Below are 15,583 nucleotides of genomic sequence, written 5' to 3'. Positions count from 1 at the left end.
GGTGAAGCAACGGTTCGGGTTCAGCCCAGCGCGACGTTCCAGGCGTCATAGCCGTAGACCCAATCGGCACTGCCGGCACCCTTGAGCCATTGGTTGCCGCGCGAGCCGACCTGGATCTGGCTGGTGCGGCCCAGGCGCGCGGCCTCGTACGCCTGCAAGGCGGCGCCCACCTCCAACCCTGGCAGGCTCAGGGCACGGCTCAGCACCACGGCGTCCTCGATGGCCTGGCCGGCCCCCTGGGCCATGAAGGGCATCATCGGGTGACACGCGTCGCCCAACAGCGTCAAGCGGCCCTGGGTCCAGCTGGGCAGCGGGTCGCGCTCGTACAGCGCGGTCTTGAGGACTTCGTCACAGGCATCCAGCAACGCTACGGCGTCAGGGTGAAAGGCGGCGTAGGCGCTTTGCAGCTCGCTGACGCAGGCGCGGGTGGTCCAGCTTTCCAGGTGCCAACTGTCCTGGGCGGTGGTAGCAAAGATGAAAATGTCGCGGCCGCGGTTCAGCGGGAAGGTCACGATCTGGCTGTGCGGGTGCGGGCCCCACCATTTGGTGAAGGCCTGCAAGTCGGGCACATGGGCCACCTGGGCGGCCGGCACCACGGCGCGGTAAGCGACCACACCGGTGAAGCGTGGCTGCTCGGCGCCAAACATCGCAGTGCGCACCGCGGAGTGAATGCCGTCGGCCCCGATCACCAGGTCCGCCTGGGCACGGCTGCCGTCGACGAAGGTCACGGTGGCACCGGTGTCGTCCTGGGTAATGGACTCGCAACGTTTGGCGAACCGCACCTGTTCGACGGGAAATGCGGCGGCCAGGGCGGCCAACAGGTCGGCACGGTGAATGGTCAGTTGCGGGGCACCGTATTGCTGCTCGGCGGTATCGCCCATGGCCAGCCGCGAGGTCTCCTCGCCACTGTCCCACATCCGGCTGATGCGGTGGGTCGGCCGCGCCGCCGGCGCGCGTACGGCTGCGCCAACGCCAAGGCCGTCCAGGGCGCGCACCGCGTTGGGTGTCAGATTGATGTCGGCGCCTACGCGCATGAAGCCCTGGGCCTGTTCGTACACCGTGACCCGATGCCCGCCACGCTGCAAGGCGATGGCCGCGCATAACCCGCCGATACCGGCGCCGATGATGGCGATATTCATGGTGACTGCTCTCCTGTGGTTGATGGAGTGCAGCAATGCAGAATGAATGCCATTAATTCCTTTTAAAAGGAATTAAATAAAAACCGCGGATATTCAGAGGGTTAGCGCGTTCCTCTAACGAAACAGGCCTCGCCACGCACCCGGCTGCACCACGGTGCAGCAAATTGTCACCGGCCTACCCAAAAGGGTGTTTCCCCGGGTTATGATCCCCGGCCATGGACACTCCAACCGAAAAGAAAAAACGCGGTCGCCCCGCGCACAAGGTCGCCATTGGCCGCGAGGGCCTGATCGAGGCGACCCTGGGGTTGCTGCGCGACTGCTCACCCACCGACCTGACCCTGCTGGACATCGCCCGGCACGTGAACGTCGACCCTGCGCTGGTCCGCTATTATTTCGGCGGCAAGGACGGCTTGCTGCGCGCCGCCACTCTGCAGTTGCTGGACGTGACCCAACTGGGCAGCCAGGCAGCGGAGGACGGTCAGGACATCGAGAAGATGCTCTACCGGCGCATTCGCCTGATCATCGACATCGGCCGGCAGAACCCGCATTTCGTGCAATTGGTGCTGCGCGAGATCTACCAGGGCCAGGACCCGCAGACCGGCGAGGCGTTGGACACCATCGCCCAGCGCGGCGTGGCCCTGAGTGAGGCACTGCTACAGGCCAGGCCGGCCGCCGAGGGCTTGCCCGCCATCGATCCCCGCTTGCTGCACGTGGCCCTGGTCGGTGCCTGCACCTTTTTCGCCACGGCCCAACCTCTGTTCAACGTGCTGTTCACGGACAGCACCGATGACGCCCTGGCAGAGCAGTACTCACGGTTTCTGACCGACCTGCTGTTGCGCGGGATAGGTGTGTCGAAGCCGACCCATTGACCTGTTCGATCATGCACGTTGGCTATGGGGCTAGCGCGAAAGCGCCAATCACCCACCACGCGTCCCCCTGCAGTCGAATAACGAATAATCAACTGTCCCGGTTGCCTCCTACAATGCAAGTCAGCTTCAATCTACCCACGCGTTTGACACTGCCACCGACTGGACATTGAAATACGGGCCCGACTGGTCTGTCACCGGATAAGGAGGATCGAACGTGCACTCGTCCGTTGCCATGATGCAACCTTATTTGTTTCCCTACCTGGGCTACTTTCAATTAATCAATGCAGTCGACGTCTTCGTATTGGGCGACGACTTGCAATTCATCAAGTCGGGCTGGGTGAACCGTAACACCGTCTTGTTCAACCAGCAGGCGCGCTTGATCAGCTTTCCGGTGAAGCGCGACAGTTTCGAGCTGGCCATCAATCAACGTACATTGAGTACCACCTTCAGCGACGAGGCGGATCGCCTGGTCAACCTGATCCGGGTCAGCTACGCCAAGGCGCCGTGTTTTGACCTGGCCATGCCCGTGGTCGAAGCGTTGATCCGCCATCCGGAACGCAACCTGGCGTTATACATCGAGCATTCGATCAGGCAGCTGTGCACCTACCTGCGCATCGACACGCCGATCTTCCGCGCCTCGGCGCTGAAACTGGGCGTGCCACTCGACAAGCAGGACAGGGTCATCCAGATCGCGCGCCGCTTCGCGGCCAGCACCTACGTCAACCCGATCGGGGGGTTGGCGCTTTATGATCATGAATACTTCGCCAGCCGGGGCGTGGCGCTGAAATTCTTCCGCATGCACGCGCTCGACTACCCCCAGTTCCAGGCGCCCTTCGTGGCCAACCTTTCCATCATCGACGTGCTGATGTTCAACACCGTCGACGACATTCAGGCGCTATTGCCCCGCTACTCGCTGCACGGCGCCGGCCCACTGCAAGACAAGCCCCTGGCGGCCAGAATGGGTGATGGCGCGTTCATGTGAAGCCAGCGCCCTAACCCATCGGCGTGGTCGAGCTGGGCTCACGCCGAAAACCCACCCACGCACTTGTAGAACACTGTGGTCGCACACAGCCCACCGGCCGGCCACAACGCGTACGCGGGGATCTGCCCCACCGCCTGCCAGCCGAGGCGCTGGTAAAGGCGCTCGGCATCGCCGCCCGCGGTGTCCAGCACCAGCAGGCCCTTGCCCGCCTCGACCGCTTCCCGTTCCGCTGCCTCCATCAGGGCTCGCCCCACGCCCATCCGGCGGCCGCGCCGGTGCACCAGCAACTTGGCGATATCAGCACGGTGCGGCTGGTTCTCGGGCTGGGCCAGGATCAGTTGCACGGTGCCCAACAGTTGCCCGTGCTCATCTCGCGCCACCAATAGCGCCCGCTCGCCCGCGGCGATACTGGCCCGCAGGCCCTGCCAGAAGCCCAGGGCGCGGTCGCGTGACAGGGGCAGCATGAAGCTCACCGACGCTCCTCCTTCCACGCAGTCGATGAGGATATCGGCCAGTTGAGCGCAGAGCGCGTCGTCCAGCTCGGCAAGGCGTTGGATGTGCATGTTGGCTGTCCTTAGGGGTAGAAACGGGGACGACTATATTGCCTGAGCGCTGCGCCGCCAAGGCGAGATGCAGGGATCGCGTGGCACCGAGGCTCTTTCACCCATTTTGATGATCAATCTGCTCATATTCCGTTATCCAGCACGCACCTCGACGGCCCGCCCCCGCAGAAGAATCAGGGCCTGGCACGCTCTGGCACACGCTGTGCTAAGTCTTCGATTGCCTGACCCATAACAACAATCATGCGAGGCTTGCCCATGTCCCCTATCGTCCAACTGCCCCCTGAACCCAACGCGGCCATCATTGACCGCTTCGCGCTGCACGGCGCACACATCGGTACCAGTGAAGACCAATCGCCCTGGGTGCCCTTCGGTGACAGCGCCGCCATCCGCCACCTGAGCTTCGACGTGCGCACCGGCAGCGTCTGCAACGTCCTGTGGGTCAAGGGCGGCGGGTGCATCGGTACCCACCGTCATCGCGCGGCGGTCTCGGCCGTGACCCTGCAAGGTAGCTGGGGCTACTACGAATACGACTGGACTGCGCGCCCCGGCAGTTTTGTCTACGAAACGCCCGGCACTGCCCATACCCTGTACTCCGATGACCCCCAAGGCATGCAGGCGCTGTTCTGGATTCACGGCCCCATCGAATTCTTCGACGAGCACGGCAACCACACCGAAACCACCGACGTGTTCTGGTTCATCAACCACTACGTCAGCCATTGCGAGAAACACGGCCTGGCGATCAACCAGGCGCTGTTCCTTTGACCCCTTTGCAGAAGGAGCTGCCCATGAAGTACTGGGAACGATTCACGGTGGAAGGCCTGGTTTGCGTGGTCACCGGTGCCGCCAGTGGCATAGGCCTGGCCTATTGCGAAGTGATGGCCGAGGCTGGCGCGCGAGTGGTACTGCTGGACATCGACGCCGTGCAGTTGCAAGCGCAGGTGGCACGCCTGACGGCCGCCGGGTTCAATGTGCGCAGCGAGGTGGTGGATGCCACCGACCGCGCGGCCATGTACCAGTGTTTTGAACGCATCGGCCAGTATTACGGGAGGCTGGATATAGTCTTCGCCAATGCCGGCATCGATGCCGGCCCGGGCTTTCTCGACACCGACGGCCAGCGGTGCGCCGAAGGTGCACTGGAAAACCTCGAAGAGCATGACTGGGACAAGGTCCTGGCCACCAACCTCACTGCGGTGTTCACCACTCTGCGGGCGGCCGTGCGGCTGATGAAGCCCCAGGGTCACGGTCGTGTCATCGTTACCACCAGCAACGCCGCGGTGCTCAACGAGGCCATCGTCGGCACCCCCTACATGCCGGCCAAGGCCGGCGCCGCCGCCCTGGTTCGCCAGGCCGCCATGGAGCTGGCGCGCTACGGCATCAACGTCAATGCCATCGCCCCTGGGCCATTTGTCACCAACATCGCCGGTGGGCGCCTGCGCAACGCGGCCGACCGCGCGGCCTTCGCCCAGCGCGTGCCCCAGCACCGTATCGCTGACACCGAAGAGATCAAAGGCCTGGCGCTGTTCCTGGCATCCCCGGCGTCGAGCTACGTAACTGGCGCGCAAATAGTCATTGACGGCGGGCAGATGCTCGGCCGGGTCGATTAAGGAGGTACCCATGCAGGCAATTGTCTTCAACGGGCTGGGCCGGCCATTGCAACCCGCTAGCCTCCCCGACCCCGTGCCTGGCGCCGATGAGGTGCTGGTCGAAGTATGCCGCTGCGGGATTTGCGGCAGCGACCTGCACATGACCCACGACCCGGCCTTCGCCATCGCCCCGGGCGCGGTACTGGGACATGAATACAGTGGCCGGGTGGTGGAATGCGGCAGGCAGGTGAAAGGCCTGAAGGTCGGTGATGCGGTCACGGTGGCACCGCTGCGCGGTTGTGGCCACTGCCCTGCTTGCCAGCGTGGCGAGCCGGCCTGGTGCGCGGCGTTCCAGCTGCAAGGTGGCGGTTTCGCCCAGTTGGCCAGCGCCCGCGCGCACCAGTGCGTCGTGTTGCCCGCCGCCACGGGGCTGGCCGACAGCGCCCTGGCCGAGCCTCTGGCCGTAGCGTTGCACGGCGTGATGCGCGCCAACCTGCGTCCGGGCGCACGGGTGCTGATCCTGGGCGCAGGGGCCATCGGCCTGGCGGTGGCCTTCTGGACTCGGCGCCTGGGTGCCGCGCGGGTGGCCATCACCGACCTGGGCGATTGGCAGCGCGAACGCGCCATGGGTCTGGGCGCCAGTGCTTTCCTGGTGGACCAGCCCGGCCTGGGCACCCACATCGACCACTGCCTCGGCGGGCCGCCTGACATCGTGTTCGAGTGTGTCGGCCGGCCTGGATTGATCGCCAATGCCGTGGACTACGTACGACCCCGAGGCACCGTGGTGGTACTGGGTCTATGCACTGTCGCTGACCGTTTCATGCCGTTTCGCGCGGTATCCAAGGAGATCAACCTGGTCACGTCGGCGTTCTTCTCCCTCGACGAGTTCCAGGCGGCCCTCAACGCACTGGAAGGCCCAGGCGCGGTCCCCTTGAGTCTGATCAGCCAGACCGTATCACTGGCACAGATGCCCGAAGCGTTCGAGCACCTGCGCCAACGCACACACCAGTGCAAAGTCATGGTGGCGCCCCAGACCAGCTAGCGCCCCCCTGAGGGGGGGCGTTGGCCGGCGCAGTCCACCCTGTGGGACCGGGCGAAGCTCGGGAAGGCCGCGCCGCGGTCTGCCTGATACACCGCGCCGCCTGCTTCCCGAGCTGGCGCCCGGTCCCACAGGAGGAGGAAGCTCCCTTGCAGCGCTAACTTTCTACCCTGCTACAACCCCAACGCACTGCCCAGGTCGTAGATGACCTGCACCGCTACTACCGCGCCATTGCTGCTCAGCTCGGCCTGCGGGTCGTAGAAGTTGTCCGGGTTGATGATGTATTGCACGCCTGGTTCCAGCGCCAGGTCAGGGGTCACCTGCCAGTGGGTGTTGAGCTCCACCCGGGCGACGCCGCGCCGGGTGTGCGAGTCCTGCCCCGTGGCCGCGAGGCGCGCCTTTTCCTGCCAGCGCGCCTGGCGCTCGCCCAGGCGCAGATAGCTGACCTTGAGATTGAGGCGGTCTTCAGGTCGGCCCCAGGGGCCCAGCCGGGTAAGGCCGACTTCGGCGAAATACTCAAAGGGCTGCATGTCGTCGGCACTCCACGACCCACTGCCGAACCACTGCCAACCCCGTCGCGGCTCGCCGCTGTCGCCGTCACGAGCCAGGGTCTGGCGGAATTTGAACAGCGCCCCACTGCTACCACGACGCAGGTGGCCATCCAGCGGATCGATCTGTTGCCCGCTGTTGAAAAAACCGTTGAGTTCATAGTGGTACGCCAGCGGCACCTGGTCGAAGCCGCGCTCCACACCGACGCCCGCCAGTGCCGACACGCCACTGGCGTCACCGGGGTCCCAGTCCAGGCCCTTGCTGCGGGCCAGGTAATGCTGCGGGTTGGATTCGAACACGCCGGCATGCAGGTAGCGGCCTTGCTCGAACCGATAGCGCGCGTACAACGCCCAGCTACCGTAAGGGTACGGCAGCACACCCGTGGAGTTGTCCAGCAGCGGGTCGTTGCATGTCACCACGTTGTCGCAGTTGGCCAGGTAGAAATGCTGCCGCGCATTGCTGCGCCCGGCCACCAGCTCCAGGCGATTCTGCAACAGGCGCTGGTTCCAGGTAAGCCGCGCCAGGTAGCCACTGTCGATGTCATTGTGCATCGGCGCCCCGGCGAAGTAACTGCCGGCCTTGCCCTGCCAATGAGCCTCGGCCGGTTGCCCGGCGCCTTGCATCCAGGGGAAGAACACATACTGCAACGATACTGACGCACCGGCCATGCCGGCCAGCCGAGCCAGGTCGAAGTCGGCACCGGCGAACACGTCGCCGCTGTTGGCATAGTGGTATGGCTGGGGGCCGGTGCCGAGGTTCTTCACCGACAGGTTCCACAGTTGCAGATTCAGGCGCACGGCGTCATCGGCTCCCGCCGGGGTGGCCAAAGCCAGCAGCAGCGCCGACAGGCAGGTCAGGCGAACGCCGGGCGCGCGAACGCCAGGTTGCAGATTCATCATGATGCACGCTCTATTTTTGTTGTTATGAAGGGCGGCCCTCAAGCCGCCAGAGGTGCATCGCAAGGGCTGTGCCATCCCCCTTCACGCCCATTGTGACGGGCATGGAGACGTGAAAGGGCAACGGTCATTTGATCAGCTTTGATCAGGCTGGATGATCAATCGTCCTGCAGATCGCCGGCCTTGAGCCGATAGGCCAGTTGCGGCCGTGTTACCCCCAACTGGCGAGCGGCGGCTGAGAGATTGCCCGCGCACGCCTGCACAACCTGACGGTAGTGCGCCAACTGCCGCGCATGGATCGACTGCTTGAGTTGCACCAAGGGCGACCTCTGTGCCTGGGTTTCATTGCCGTCCAGGCTGCCATCGCCGTTGATACCCCACCCGCCAGGTGGCGCTTGTTCGCCACTGGGGAACAAGTGTTGCGGGCGAATGGCCGCGTTGCCGGGCGCGGCGATCACACCGCGCTCCACCAGGTTTTGCAGCTCACGGATGTTGCCTGGGTAGTCGTGGTTGAGCAACGCTTGCACCGCCTGGGCGCTGAAACCGGTCACCTGCTTGCCGTGCAGCTGGGTAAAGTGCTTGAGGAAATGCTCCATCAGCAAGGGAATATCGTCGCGCCGCTCGCGCAGGGGCGGCAGGTGGATGGGAAAGACGTTGAGACGGAAGAACAGGTCTTCGCGAAACGTTCCCTGGGCGATGGCCTGGCGCAGGTTGGCATTGGTGGCAGCAATGACCCGCAGGTCGACCTTGATGGGCCTGTTGCCCCCCACCCGCTCAATTTCACCTTCCTGCAACGCCCTCAGCAGTTTGGCCTGGGCGCCCAGGCTCAGGGCCTGGATTTCGTCGAGAAACAGCGTGCCGCCCGACGCCCGTTCGAAGCGCCCGGTGCGCGATTGGGTGGCGCCGGTGTAGGCGCCCTTTTCCGCCCCAAACAACTCGGCTTCCAGCAGGCTTTCCGGCAGGGCCGCGCAGTTGACCGCCACCAGCGGCTGTCGGGCGCGGGGGCTGAGACGGTGCAGGCATTGGGCGAAGACTTCCTTGCCCACCCCCGACTCGCCGCTGAACAGTACCGTGGCGCGGGTAGGCGCTACCTGTGCGATCTGATGGCGGGCGACACTGAAGGCGGCCGAAACACCGACCATGTCATCCTGCACGGGCAGGCCCAGGGTCGTGGCGGCCGGCGGCGGTGCTGCTGCCTCATCCGTCGCCCAGATGGAGTTCAAGCGAATGAAATGGCTGGGATCCCAGTGGCGTTGAGCTTCGGCCTGCTCGGCATCCGGGAGGCGGTCGGCGGTGTCCCCGACGATACGACAGACTTTACCCCCGGCAGCGACGCACTCCACTTCGCGGTACACCACCAGCTTGCCAATGAACGCGCTGGCATAGCCTGCGGCGTAGCCCAGGGTCATCCAGCACGCCGCCTGGTCGCCAATGCCGTAATGGCTGACGTGCTCGTGGGCCTCGCGCGAATCGTGCCACAGGTATTCGCCGTGAAAATGGCCTTGTTCGATATTCAGGTCCAGGCGTTGGGTCTCGACCCGCACGATGCCCTGCAAGGCATGCAGGCGACCGCCGGCGATAAAGGAACTGCGCTCGTTGCAGCCGGGCCAGCGCTTGCGCACCAACGCCGCGTCCTGGGTGCCCGCCGAATAGCCGATGCGCATGAGGATGCGCCGTGCGCCGTCCTCGCCGACGCTCTCGATCAGCTCACGGCGCATGGCGCCCAGTGCCGTGGAATGGAGCATGACCATGCTTTGGTCATCCAGCCAGATACGTGCGTCCTCATCGGAAAACCGCAGAAAGCGGCGCAGGTCCGCCTGGGTCGGGGTGCTGGTTTCGTAGCCCTGCAATGGGCGGTGGGCGTGCGCCTGGGCGCCGCCTTCGGACAAACGGCTCATACCTGCTCCTCTTGTTGTTGTTATCCGCTGGACAGGCACGCCAGGGGATCGGAGACAGCGGTTTTGATGATCAATTTTTCCCATGTTCATCAACAAAGATCAAGGCGTGATACACCTGCGCAGCCAGCGCACCCAGGCAGCGCGGGCACCCTGGGCATGGCCCGGCCCTTGCTACGTCGGGGGTAGCGCGGTGGTTGGCCGAATGTCCACCGCCCGCCCTCCAATAACAATAATCACGCCGGAGATTCGCCATGCGCCAGTGGTTCCTGTCTTACGAAAACCGCCTGTTGTTCGTCCTCAGCCTCAGTTTTGGCTTCGTCTTCTTCGACCGCAACGCCATGAGCTTCCTCGCGCCGTTCGTGGCCGCCGACCTGGGGCTGAGCAATACCCGCATCGGCCTGCTGGTCTCGGCGCTGTCGCTGACGTGGGCGGTATCAGGCTTCGTGCTGGGTGCCCGCTCCGACCGCAGCGGGCGGCGCAAACCCTACCTGCTGGTGGCGGTGATGGTGTTTTCGCTGTGCTCGTTCGTCTCCGGCCTGGCGGGTTCATTTTTCATGCTACTGGCGGCGCGGCTGCTGATGGGCGTGGCCGAAGGGCCGATACTGCCGATCTCGCAAACCGTGATGGCGATGAATTCGGCGACCCGCCGTCGCGGCCGCAACATGGGCATCATGCAGAACTTCGGCAGCAACCTGCTGGGCTCGTGCCTGGCACCGCTGGTACTGGTGGCCATCGCCAGCCATTACCACTGGCGCCTGGCCTTTTTCATTGCCGGCCTCCCGGGCCTGGTGGCGGCGTGGCTGATCTGGCGATACGTCAACGAGCCCAGGGACGTCGCCACAGCCTCTGCGATGCCCATGGTCGCCGCTGAGTCCACGCCGGGGTTGCTGAGTTACCGCAATGTCTGGCTGAGCATGGTGATCGCGTGTTTCTACGTGGCGTGGATGGTGCTGGGCTGGGCGTTCATGCCGGTGTTCTACGTCAACGAACGGCATTTCAGTTCGACGCAGATGGGCGTGCTGATGAGCGTGCTGGGTGCCAGCGCGACAGTGTGCAGTTGCGTGGTCCCCGCCCTCTCCGACCGTCTGGGACGGCGCCCGGTAGTGGTGGTGTTTTCCCTCATAGGGGCGCTTACGCCGTTAGCCGCGCTGTACTTCCAGGGGCCATTCTGGGCCCTGTGCACACTGCTGTTTGTCAGTTGGTCGGCCAGTGGCGTGGCACCGATCTTCATGGCGACTATTCCTGCGGAAACCGTGCCCCCGCAACGCATCGCCGCCTGCGTGGGGCTGGTCATGGGCATGGGTGAAGTGCTGGGTGGAGTGTTCAGCCCGGTCATCGGGGGGTGGCTGGCCGACGCGCATGGTTTGGCGGCGCCCTTGATGCTGCAGGCCGGCTGCGCCGTGGTAGTCGCAATGCTGGGGCTGGGGCTGCGGGAAACCGCGCCGTCGCGCCTCACGCCTAAAACGCAATGCTCACCCACCAATGGATCCATAGAAATCATTTAGATCGATGATTGTTGACTTTAAGCCAGAACCTGATGCCTTATGGATCCATAAGAACAAACACAATGGAGAACCACCATGTACCCGAAGAACGCCTGGTACGTTGCCTGCACCCCTGATGAGATCGCTGAAAAACCCCTGGGCCGGCAGATTTGCGGCGAACAGATGGCCTTCTACCGCGGGCCCCAAGGGCGCGTGGCCGCCGTCGAAAATTTCTGCCCGCACCGCGGCGCCCCCCTGTCGCTGGGCTACGTCGAAGACGGCCAACTGGTGTGCGGTTACCACGGCCTGGCCATGGGCGCGGACGGCAAGGTGCAGTCCATGCCCGGCCAGCGCGTGCGCGGCTTTCCGTGCAACAAGACCTTTGCCGTGGTGGAGCGCTACGGCTTCATCTGGGTCTGGCCCGGTGACCAGGAGAAGGCCGATCCGGCGCTGATTCACCACCTGGAATGGGCCGTCAGCGATGAATGGGCCTATGGCGGCGGGCTGTTCCACATCGGTTGCGATTACCGCCTGATGATCGACAACCTCATGGACCTGACCCACGAAACCTACGTGCACGCCTCCAGCATCGGCCAGAAGGAAATCGACGAAGCGCCCCCTGCCACCAGCGTGCACGGCGACGAAGTGGTCACCGCGCGGCACATGGAAAACATCATGCCGCCGCCCTTCTGGCAGATGGCCCTGCGTGGCAACGACCTGGCCGATGACGTGCCGGTGGACCGTTGGCAGATCTGCCGCTTCACCCCGCCCAGCCACGTGCTGATCGAGGTTGGCGTGGCCCATGCTGGTAACGGCGGCTACCACGCCGAGGCTCGGCACAAGGCGTCGAGCATCGTGGTGGACTTCATCACCCCGGAAACCGACACCTCCATCTGGTACTTCTGGGGCATGGCGCGCAACTTCAACCCACAGGACCAGGCGCTCACCGCCACCATCCGCGAAGGCCAGGGCAAGATCTTCAGCGAAGACCTGGAAATGCTCGAACAACAGCAGCGCAACCTGCTGGCCAACCCCCAGCGCAACCTGCTCAAGCTGAATATCGATGCCGGCGGCGTGCAATCGCGCAACATTCTGGACCGGCTCATCGCGGCGGAGCGCGCGCCCGCCGCCGAACTCATCGCCAGCGCCCAGTAACGCCTCCTTTTCTCCTCCGGTAAACGGCCGCCGACGGTGGCCGTCATGTGAAGGTGCGACATGATTGAAGTCGTGGTGACAGCCCGTAACGACGAAGCCCTGGACATCTGCAGCTACGAGCTCAGCTGCGCCAAGGGCAATGCATTGCCGGCGTTCAGCGCCGGCGCCCATATCGATGTTCATTTGCCAGGGGGGCTGGTGCGCCAGTACTCACTGTGCAACCACCCCGAGGAACGCCACCGCTACCTGATCGGCGTACTCAAGGACCGTGCATCACGGGGTGGCTCGCTCGCCCTGCATGGTCACGTACAGGCCGGCGCACGGCTGATGATCAGCGAACCGCGCAACCTGTTCGCGCTGGCGCCCGAGGCGCGGCGCAGCCTGTTGTTCGCGGGGGGCATCGGCATTACCCCCCTTCTCAGCATGGCCGAGCACCTGGCCCAGCGTGGCGACGCGTTCGAGTTGCATTACTGTGCCCGCTCGCGCGAGCGCGCGGCCTTCGTCCGGCGATTGAGCGCCTCACCGTTCGCTGCCCAGGTACACCTGCACTTCGACGAAGAGCCCGGTTCGGCGCTGGACGCGGCACGGGTGCTGAGCAATCCCCAGCCTGACCAGCATGTGTACGTGTGTGGCCCGGCGGGCTTCATGCAACACGTGTTGGACAGTGCCAAGGCCCAGGGTTGGAACGACGCCCAGGTGCACCGCGAATACTTCGCCGCGGCGCCGCAGGACACCGCAGGTGACGGCAGCTTCGCGGTCCGGCTGGCCAGCAGCGGCCAGGAATTCCAGATCCCGGCAGACAAGAGCGTGGTGCAGGTGCTGGAGAGCCACGGCGTGGAGATTCCCGTGTCCTGCGAGCAAGGGGTGTGCGGCACCTGCCTGACGCGGGTGCTGGAGGGTGTGCCGGAGCACCGCGACCTGTTCCTCACCGAAGCCGAGCAGGCCGCCAACGACCAGTTCACGCCCTGCTGTTCACGGGCGCGGTCAGCGGTACTGGTGCTGGACTTGTGATCTGGGTGGAGGCGTGAGATGGGGTCGATGTTGGCAACAATGAAAGCACACAAGCGCATGATCACCTGAGTCCTTGAGGCCATCGCCAATGCGATGGCTTCACCCGTAATGCCCGTTCACCGTCCGTGCATGGCCTATTCGCCCAGTGCTTGGGCTGGCAACAGCGCTGCCTGAGTGAAACCCGTCATGGACTGGGGCACGGTCGGGAGAAAGATGAACACAGCTTAAATGTTATGATATAACATCGCCATCCAATCAAATCACTAAGGCTTGCACGATGCACCGCTTTTCCCGTTCCCCCCTGCCCCTGCGCTTCAGCCCACTCGCCGCTGCCCTGTTCGTCACTGCCCCCAGTCATGCGCTTGAGCTGCAACCTCAGGTCATCACCGCCAACCCCCTGGGCAATGCCCAGCTCGCTGCGCCCAGCACCGTGCTGGAGGGCGACACCCTGACCCTGGCGCAAAAGGGCAGCCTGGGTGAAACCCTCAATGGCCAGCCTGGCGTGTCGTCCTCCTACTTCGGCCCCGGCGCCAGCCGGCCGATCATTCGAGGGCAGGATGGCGACCGCATCCGCCTGCTGCAAAACGGCGTCGGCGCCCTGGACGCCTCGTCACTGTCCTATGACCATGCCGTGCCGCTGGACCCGGTCAACGTCGAGCGTGTGGAAATTGTTCGAGGCCCGGCGGCGTTGCTGTACGGCGGCAGCGCCATCGGCGGTGTGGTCAACACCCTCGACAACCGCATTCCCACTGAAGCCATCGAGGGTATCCATGGCGCCGGTGAACTTCGCTACGGCGGCGCCGACACCACGCGCAGCAGCGCTGGCAAACTGGAAGCCGGCGATGGCACCTTTGCCCTGCACCTGGACGCCAATGCTCGCACCTTCAACGACGTGCGCATCCCCGGCTACGCCCACAGCGCCAGTGTGCGGGCCACGGAAGACGCCGACGACAACGGCGGCAAGCACCGCCTGGCCAACAGCGACGGCCGCCAGGACGGTGGCGCCATCGGCGGTTCCTATACCTGGGACCATGGCTATGCAGGCCTGTCCTACAGCACCTACGACGCCAACTACGGATCGCCCGCCGAGGACGACGTGCGCATCCGCATGCAGCAGGAGCACTACGGGTTCGCTTCGCAGATCCGCGACCTCGATGGGCCGTTCACCTCCGTCAAGGTCAACGCTGGCTACACCGACTACAAGCACAGCGAGATCGAGGACGGAGAGGTTGGCACCACGTTCAAGAACAAGGGCTACGAGGCCCGTATCGAGGGCCGCCATCAGCCCCTGGGCCCGTTGGAAGGCGTGATTGGCGCCCAGGTCAACCGCAGCCAGTTCCAGGCGCTGGGCGAAGAAGCGTTCGTGCCCCAGACCGATACCGACGCGGCCGCCCTGTTCATCCTCGAAGACTGGCAAGCCACCGAACGCCTCAAGCTCAGCCTGGGCGGGCGGCTGGAACATACCCGCGTGTCCCCCGATGCCCAGGGCAACGAACGCTTTGAAGCGGCCGACAAAAACAGCGATTTCACCGCTGGCAGCCTGTCTTCGGGGGCGGTGTACAGCCTGACGCCGGTGTGGTCGCTGGCCGCCACCCTGGCCTACACCGAACGCGCGCCGACCTTCTACGAGCTGTATGCCAATGGCGCGCACGTGGCCACCGGCACCTACGAGGTGGGCGACGCCAGCCTGTCCAAGGAAAAGGCGGTGTCCAGTGACTTGGCGCTGCGTTTCGACAACGGTGTGCACCGCGGCAGCGTCGGGGTGTTCTACAGCCACTTCTCCAATTACATCGGCCTGCTGGGCACCGGGCGCACCCTCAACGACGAGGGTGAGGCCGACGCCAGCGGCATTCCCGAATACACCTACTCAGGGGTGCGCGCGCGCTTCGCCGGCGTCGAGGCCCAGGACCACTGGGCCCTTGGCGAGAATGCCTACGGCAAGTGGGCCCTGGAGCTGTCGGGTGACTACACCCGCGCCACGAACCTCGATAACGGCGAAGCCCTGCCGCGTATCGCCCCGCTGCGCCTGAACAGCGGCCTGCTGTGGGAAAAGGACGCGTGGCAGGCGCGCGTGGACGTGCAGCACGCCAGCGCCCAGCACCGCGTGCCCGATAACGAGTCCGGCACCGACGGCTACACCACCCTGGGTGCAAGCGCTGGGTACCGGTTCAAGGTGGGCCAGAGCCAATGGCTGGCCTTCGTCAAGGGCGAGAACCTGACGAACCAGACGGTACGCTACGCCAGTTCCATCCTGCGCGATATCGCCCCGGCACCGGGACGCAGTATCGAAGTGGGCCTGCGTACGACCTTCTGACAAGAGGGAGTGGATGAGCAGTACCTGTCTGCTCATCCACCACAGCGTGGTAACTATCGAAACAATTCGATACACCGTTTTACATACTTTTACACTTCGCC

At 64.6% G+C, this 15,583-nt stretch carries 13 protein-coding genes; 9 read left to right on the top strand and 4 right to left on the bottom strand.

Going from position 1 to position 15,583, the window contains the following annotated elements; translation table 11 throughout:
- Window positions 1–20 precede the first annotated feature (20 nt).
- On the bottom strand, window positions 21–1,139 hold the full coding sequence (locus tag HWQ56_RS13585; protein WP_176570822.1) for an FAD-dependent monooxygenase: 1,119 nt from the start codon (window positions 1,137–1,139) through the stop codon (window positions 21–23).
- 215 nt (window positions 1,140–1,354) lie between these two features.
- On the opposite strand from HWQ56_RS13585, the gene HWQ56_RS13580 reads away from it, so the two are divergent.
- Both HWQ56_RS13580 and HWQ56_RS13575 read left to right on the top strand, forming a co-directional pair.
- Window positions 1,355–2,008, top strand: coding sequence for a TetR/AcrR family transcriptional regulator (locus HWQ56_RS13580; RefSeq protein ID WP_176570821.1), 654 nt, complete (start codon window positions 1,355–1,357; stop codon window positions 2,006–2,008).
- A 214-nt stretch (window positions 2,009–2,222) separates the two neighbouring features.
- Complete coding sequence (locus HWQ56_RS13575; protein ID WP_176570820.1) at window positions 2,223–2,990, top strand: WbqC family protein; 768 nt, start codon at window positions 2,223–2,225, stop codon at window positions 2,988–2,990.
- Window positions 2,991–3,028: 38 nt separating this feature from the next.
- Here HWQ56_RS13575 and HWQ56_RS13570 read toward each other — a convergent pair whose 3' ends face one another.
- Complete coding sequence (locus HWQ56_RS13570) at window positions 3,029–3,553, bottom strand: GNAT family N-acetyltransferase (protein ID WP_176570819.1); 525 nt, start codon at window positions 3,551–3,553, stop codon at window positions 3,029–3,031.
- Window positions 3,554–3,808: 255 nt separating this feature from the next.
- Here HWQ56_RS13570 and HWQ56_RS13565 point away from each other — a divergent pair, with 255 nt between their 5' ends.
- The 3 genes from HWQ56_RS13565 to HWQ56_RS13555 are packed head-to-tail and all read left to right on the top strand — an operon-like array spanning window position 3,809 to window position 6,178.
- The gene (locus HWQ56_RS13565; protein ID WP_245217858.1) at window positions 3,809–4,315 is read left to right on the top strand and encodes a 2,4'-dihydroxyacetophenone dioxygenase family protein; all 507 of its coding nucleotides are present in this window, start codon (window positions 3,809–3,811) and stop codon (window positions 4,313–4,315) included.
- A gap of 23 nt (window positions 4,316–4,338) precedes the next feature.
- On the top strand, window positions 4,339–5,157 hold the full coding sequence (locus HWQ56_RS13560; RefSeq protein ID WP_176570817.1) for an SDR family NAD(P)-dependent oxidoreductase: 819 nt from the start codon (window positions 4,339–4,341) through the stop codon (window positions 5,155–5,157).
- Between the two features lie 10 nt (window positions 5,158–5,167).
- The gene (locus tag HWQ56_RS13555; RefSeq protein ID WP_176570816.1) at window positions 5,168–6,178 is read left to right on the top strand and encodes a zinc-dependent alcohol dehydrogenase; all 1,011 of its coding nucleotides are present in this window, start codon (window positions 5,168–5,170) and stop codon (window positions 6,176–6,178) included.
- 170 nt (window positions 6,179–6,348) lie between these two features.
- On the opposite strand, the gene HWQ56_RS13550 is transcribed toward HWQ56_RS13555, so the two are convergent.
- Complete coding sequence (locus tag HWQ56_RS13550) at window positions 6,349–7,623, bottom strand: carbohydrate porin (RefSeq protein WP_245217857.1); 1,275 nt, start codon at window positions 7,621–7,623, stop codon at window positions 6,349–6,351.
- Between the two features lie 155 nt (window positions 7,624–7,778).
- Window positions 7,779–9,518 carry a sigma-54-dependent Fis family transcriptional regulator gene (locus HWQ56_RS13545; protein WP_158154891.1) on the bottom strand — a complete coding sequence of 580 codons (1,740 nt, stop codon included), beginning with the start codon at window positions 9,516–9,518 and terminating at the stop codon, window positions 7,779–7,781.
- Between the two features lie 251 nt (window positions 9,519–9,769).
- Here HWQ56_RS13545 and HWQ56_RS13540 point away from each other — a divergent pair, with 251 nt between their 5' ends.
- The 4 genes from HWQ56_RS13540 to HWQ56_RS13525 all read left to right on the top strand — a co-directional run bounded on the left by HWQ56_RS13540 (window position 9,770) and on the right by HWQ56_RS13525 (window position 15,482).
- Window positions 9,770–11,023, top strand: coding sequence for an MFS transporter (locus HWQ56_RS13540; protein ID WP_176570815.1), 1,254 nt, complete (start codon window positions 9,770–9,772; stop codon window positions 11,021–11,023).
- Between the two features lie 75 nt (window positions 11,024–11,098).
- On the top strand, window positions 11,099–12,157 hold the full coding sequence (locus tag HWQ56_RS13535) for an aromatic ring-hydroxylating oxygenase subunit alpha (RefSeq protein WP_176570814.1): 1,059 nt from the start codon (window positions 11,099–11,101) through the stop codon (window positions 12,155–12,157).
- A gap of 60 nt (window positions 12,158–12,217) precedes the next feature.
- Window positions 12,218–13,168: a PDR/VanB family oxidoreductase gene (locus HWQ56_RS13530; RefSeq protein ID WP_158154888.1), complete on the top strand. Its 951-nt coding sequence runs from the start codon at window positions 12,218–12,220 to the stop codon at window positions 13,166–13,168.
- Between the two features lie 277 nt (window positions 13,169–13,445).
- Window positions 13,446–15,482, top strand: a complete 2,037-nt coding sequence (locus tag HWQ56_RS13525; protein WP_176570813.1) for a TonB-dependent receptor — start codon at window positions 13,446–13,448, stop codon at window positions 15,480–15,482.
- The last annotated feature ends 101 nt before the right edge of the window (window positions 15,483–15,583 follow it).

It is taken from the genome of Pseudomonas eucalypticola, from assembly GCF_013374995.1.
In the GTDB taxonomy this organism is placed as follows: domain Bacteria; phylum Pseudomonadota; class Gammaproteobacteria; order Pseudomonadales; family Pseudomonadaceae; genus Aquipseudomonas; species Aquipseudomonas eucalypticola.
This window is presented reverse-complemented; position numbering and strand designations above follow the sequence as displayed.

What these genes read in the sequence shown, in the direction of transcription:
- HWQ56_RS13565 (WP_245217858.1), top strand. Translation starts at nt 3,809, where the DNA reads ATGTCCCCTATCGTCCAACTGCCCCCTGAACCCAACGCGGCCATCATT.
- HWQ56_RS13535 (WP_176570814.1), top strand. Translation starts at nt 11,099, where the DNA reads ATGTACCCGAAGAACGCCTGGTACGTTGCCTGCACCCCTGATGAGATC.
- HWQ56_RS13525 (WP_176570813.1), top strand. Translation starts at nt 13,446, where the DNA reads ATGCACCGCTTTTCCCGTTCCCCCCTGCCCCTGCGCTTCAGCCCACTC.
- HWQ56_RS13560 (WP_176570817.1), top strand. Translation starts at nt 4,339, where the DNA reads ATGAAGTACTGGGAACGATTCACGGTGGAAGGCCTGGTTTGCGTGGTC.
- HWQ56_RS13540 (WP_176570815.1), top strand. Translation starts at nt 9,770, where the DNA reads ATGCGCCAGTGGTTCCTGTCTTACGAAAACCGCCTGTTGTTCGTCCTC.
- HWQ56_RS13545 (WP_158154891.1), bottom strand. Translation starts at nt 9,518, where the DNA reads ATGAGCCGTTTGTCCGAAGGCGGCGCCCAGGCGCACGCCCACCGCCCA.
- HWQ56_RS13585 (WP_176570822.1), bottom strand. Translation starts at nt 1,139, where the DNA reads ATGAATATCGCCATCATCGGCGCCGGTATCGGCGGGTTATGCGCGGCC.
- HWQ56_RS13530 (WP_158154888.1), top strand. Translation starts at nt 12,218, where the DNA reads ATGATTGAAGTCGTGGTGACAGCCCGTAACGACGAAGCCCTGGACATC.
- HWQ56_RS13555 (WP_176570816.1), top strand. Translation starts at nt 5,168, where the DNA reads ATGCAGGCAATTGTCTTCAACGGGCTGGGCCGGCCATTGCAACCCGCT.
- HWQ56_RS13570 (WP_176570819.1), bottom strand. Translation starts at nt 3,553, where the DNA reads ATGCACATCCAACGCCTTGCCGAGCTGGACGACGCGCTCTGCGCTCAA.
- HWQ56_RS13550 (WP_245217857.1), bottom strand. Translation starts at nt 7,623, where the DNA reads ATGATGAATCTGCAACCTGGCGTTCGCGCGCCCGGCGTTCGCCTGACC.
- HWQ56_RS13580 (WP_176570821.1), top strand. Translation starts at nt 1,355, where the DNA reads ATGGACACTCCAACCGAAAAGAAAAAACGCGGTCGCCCCGCGCACAAG.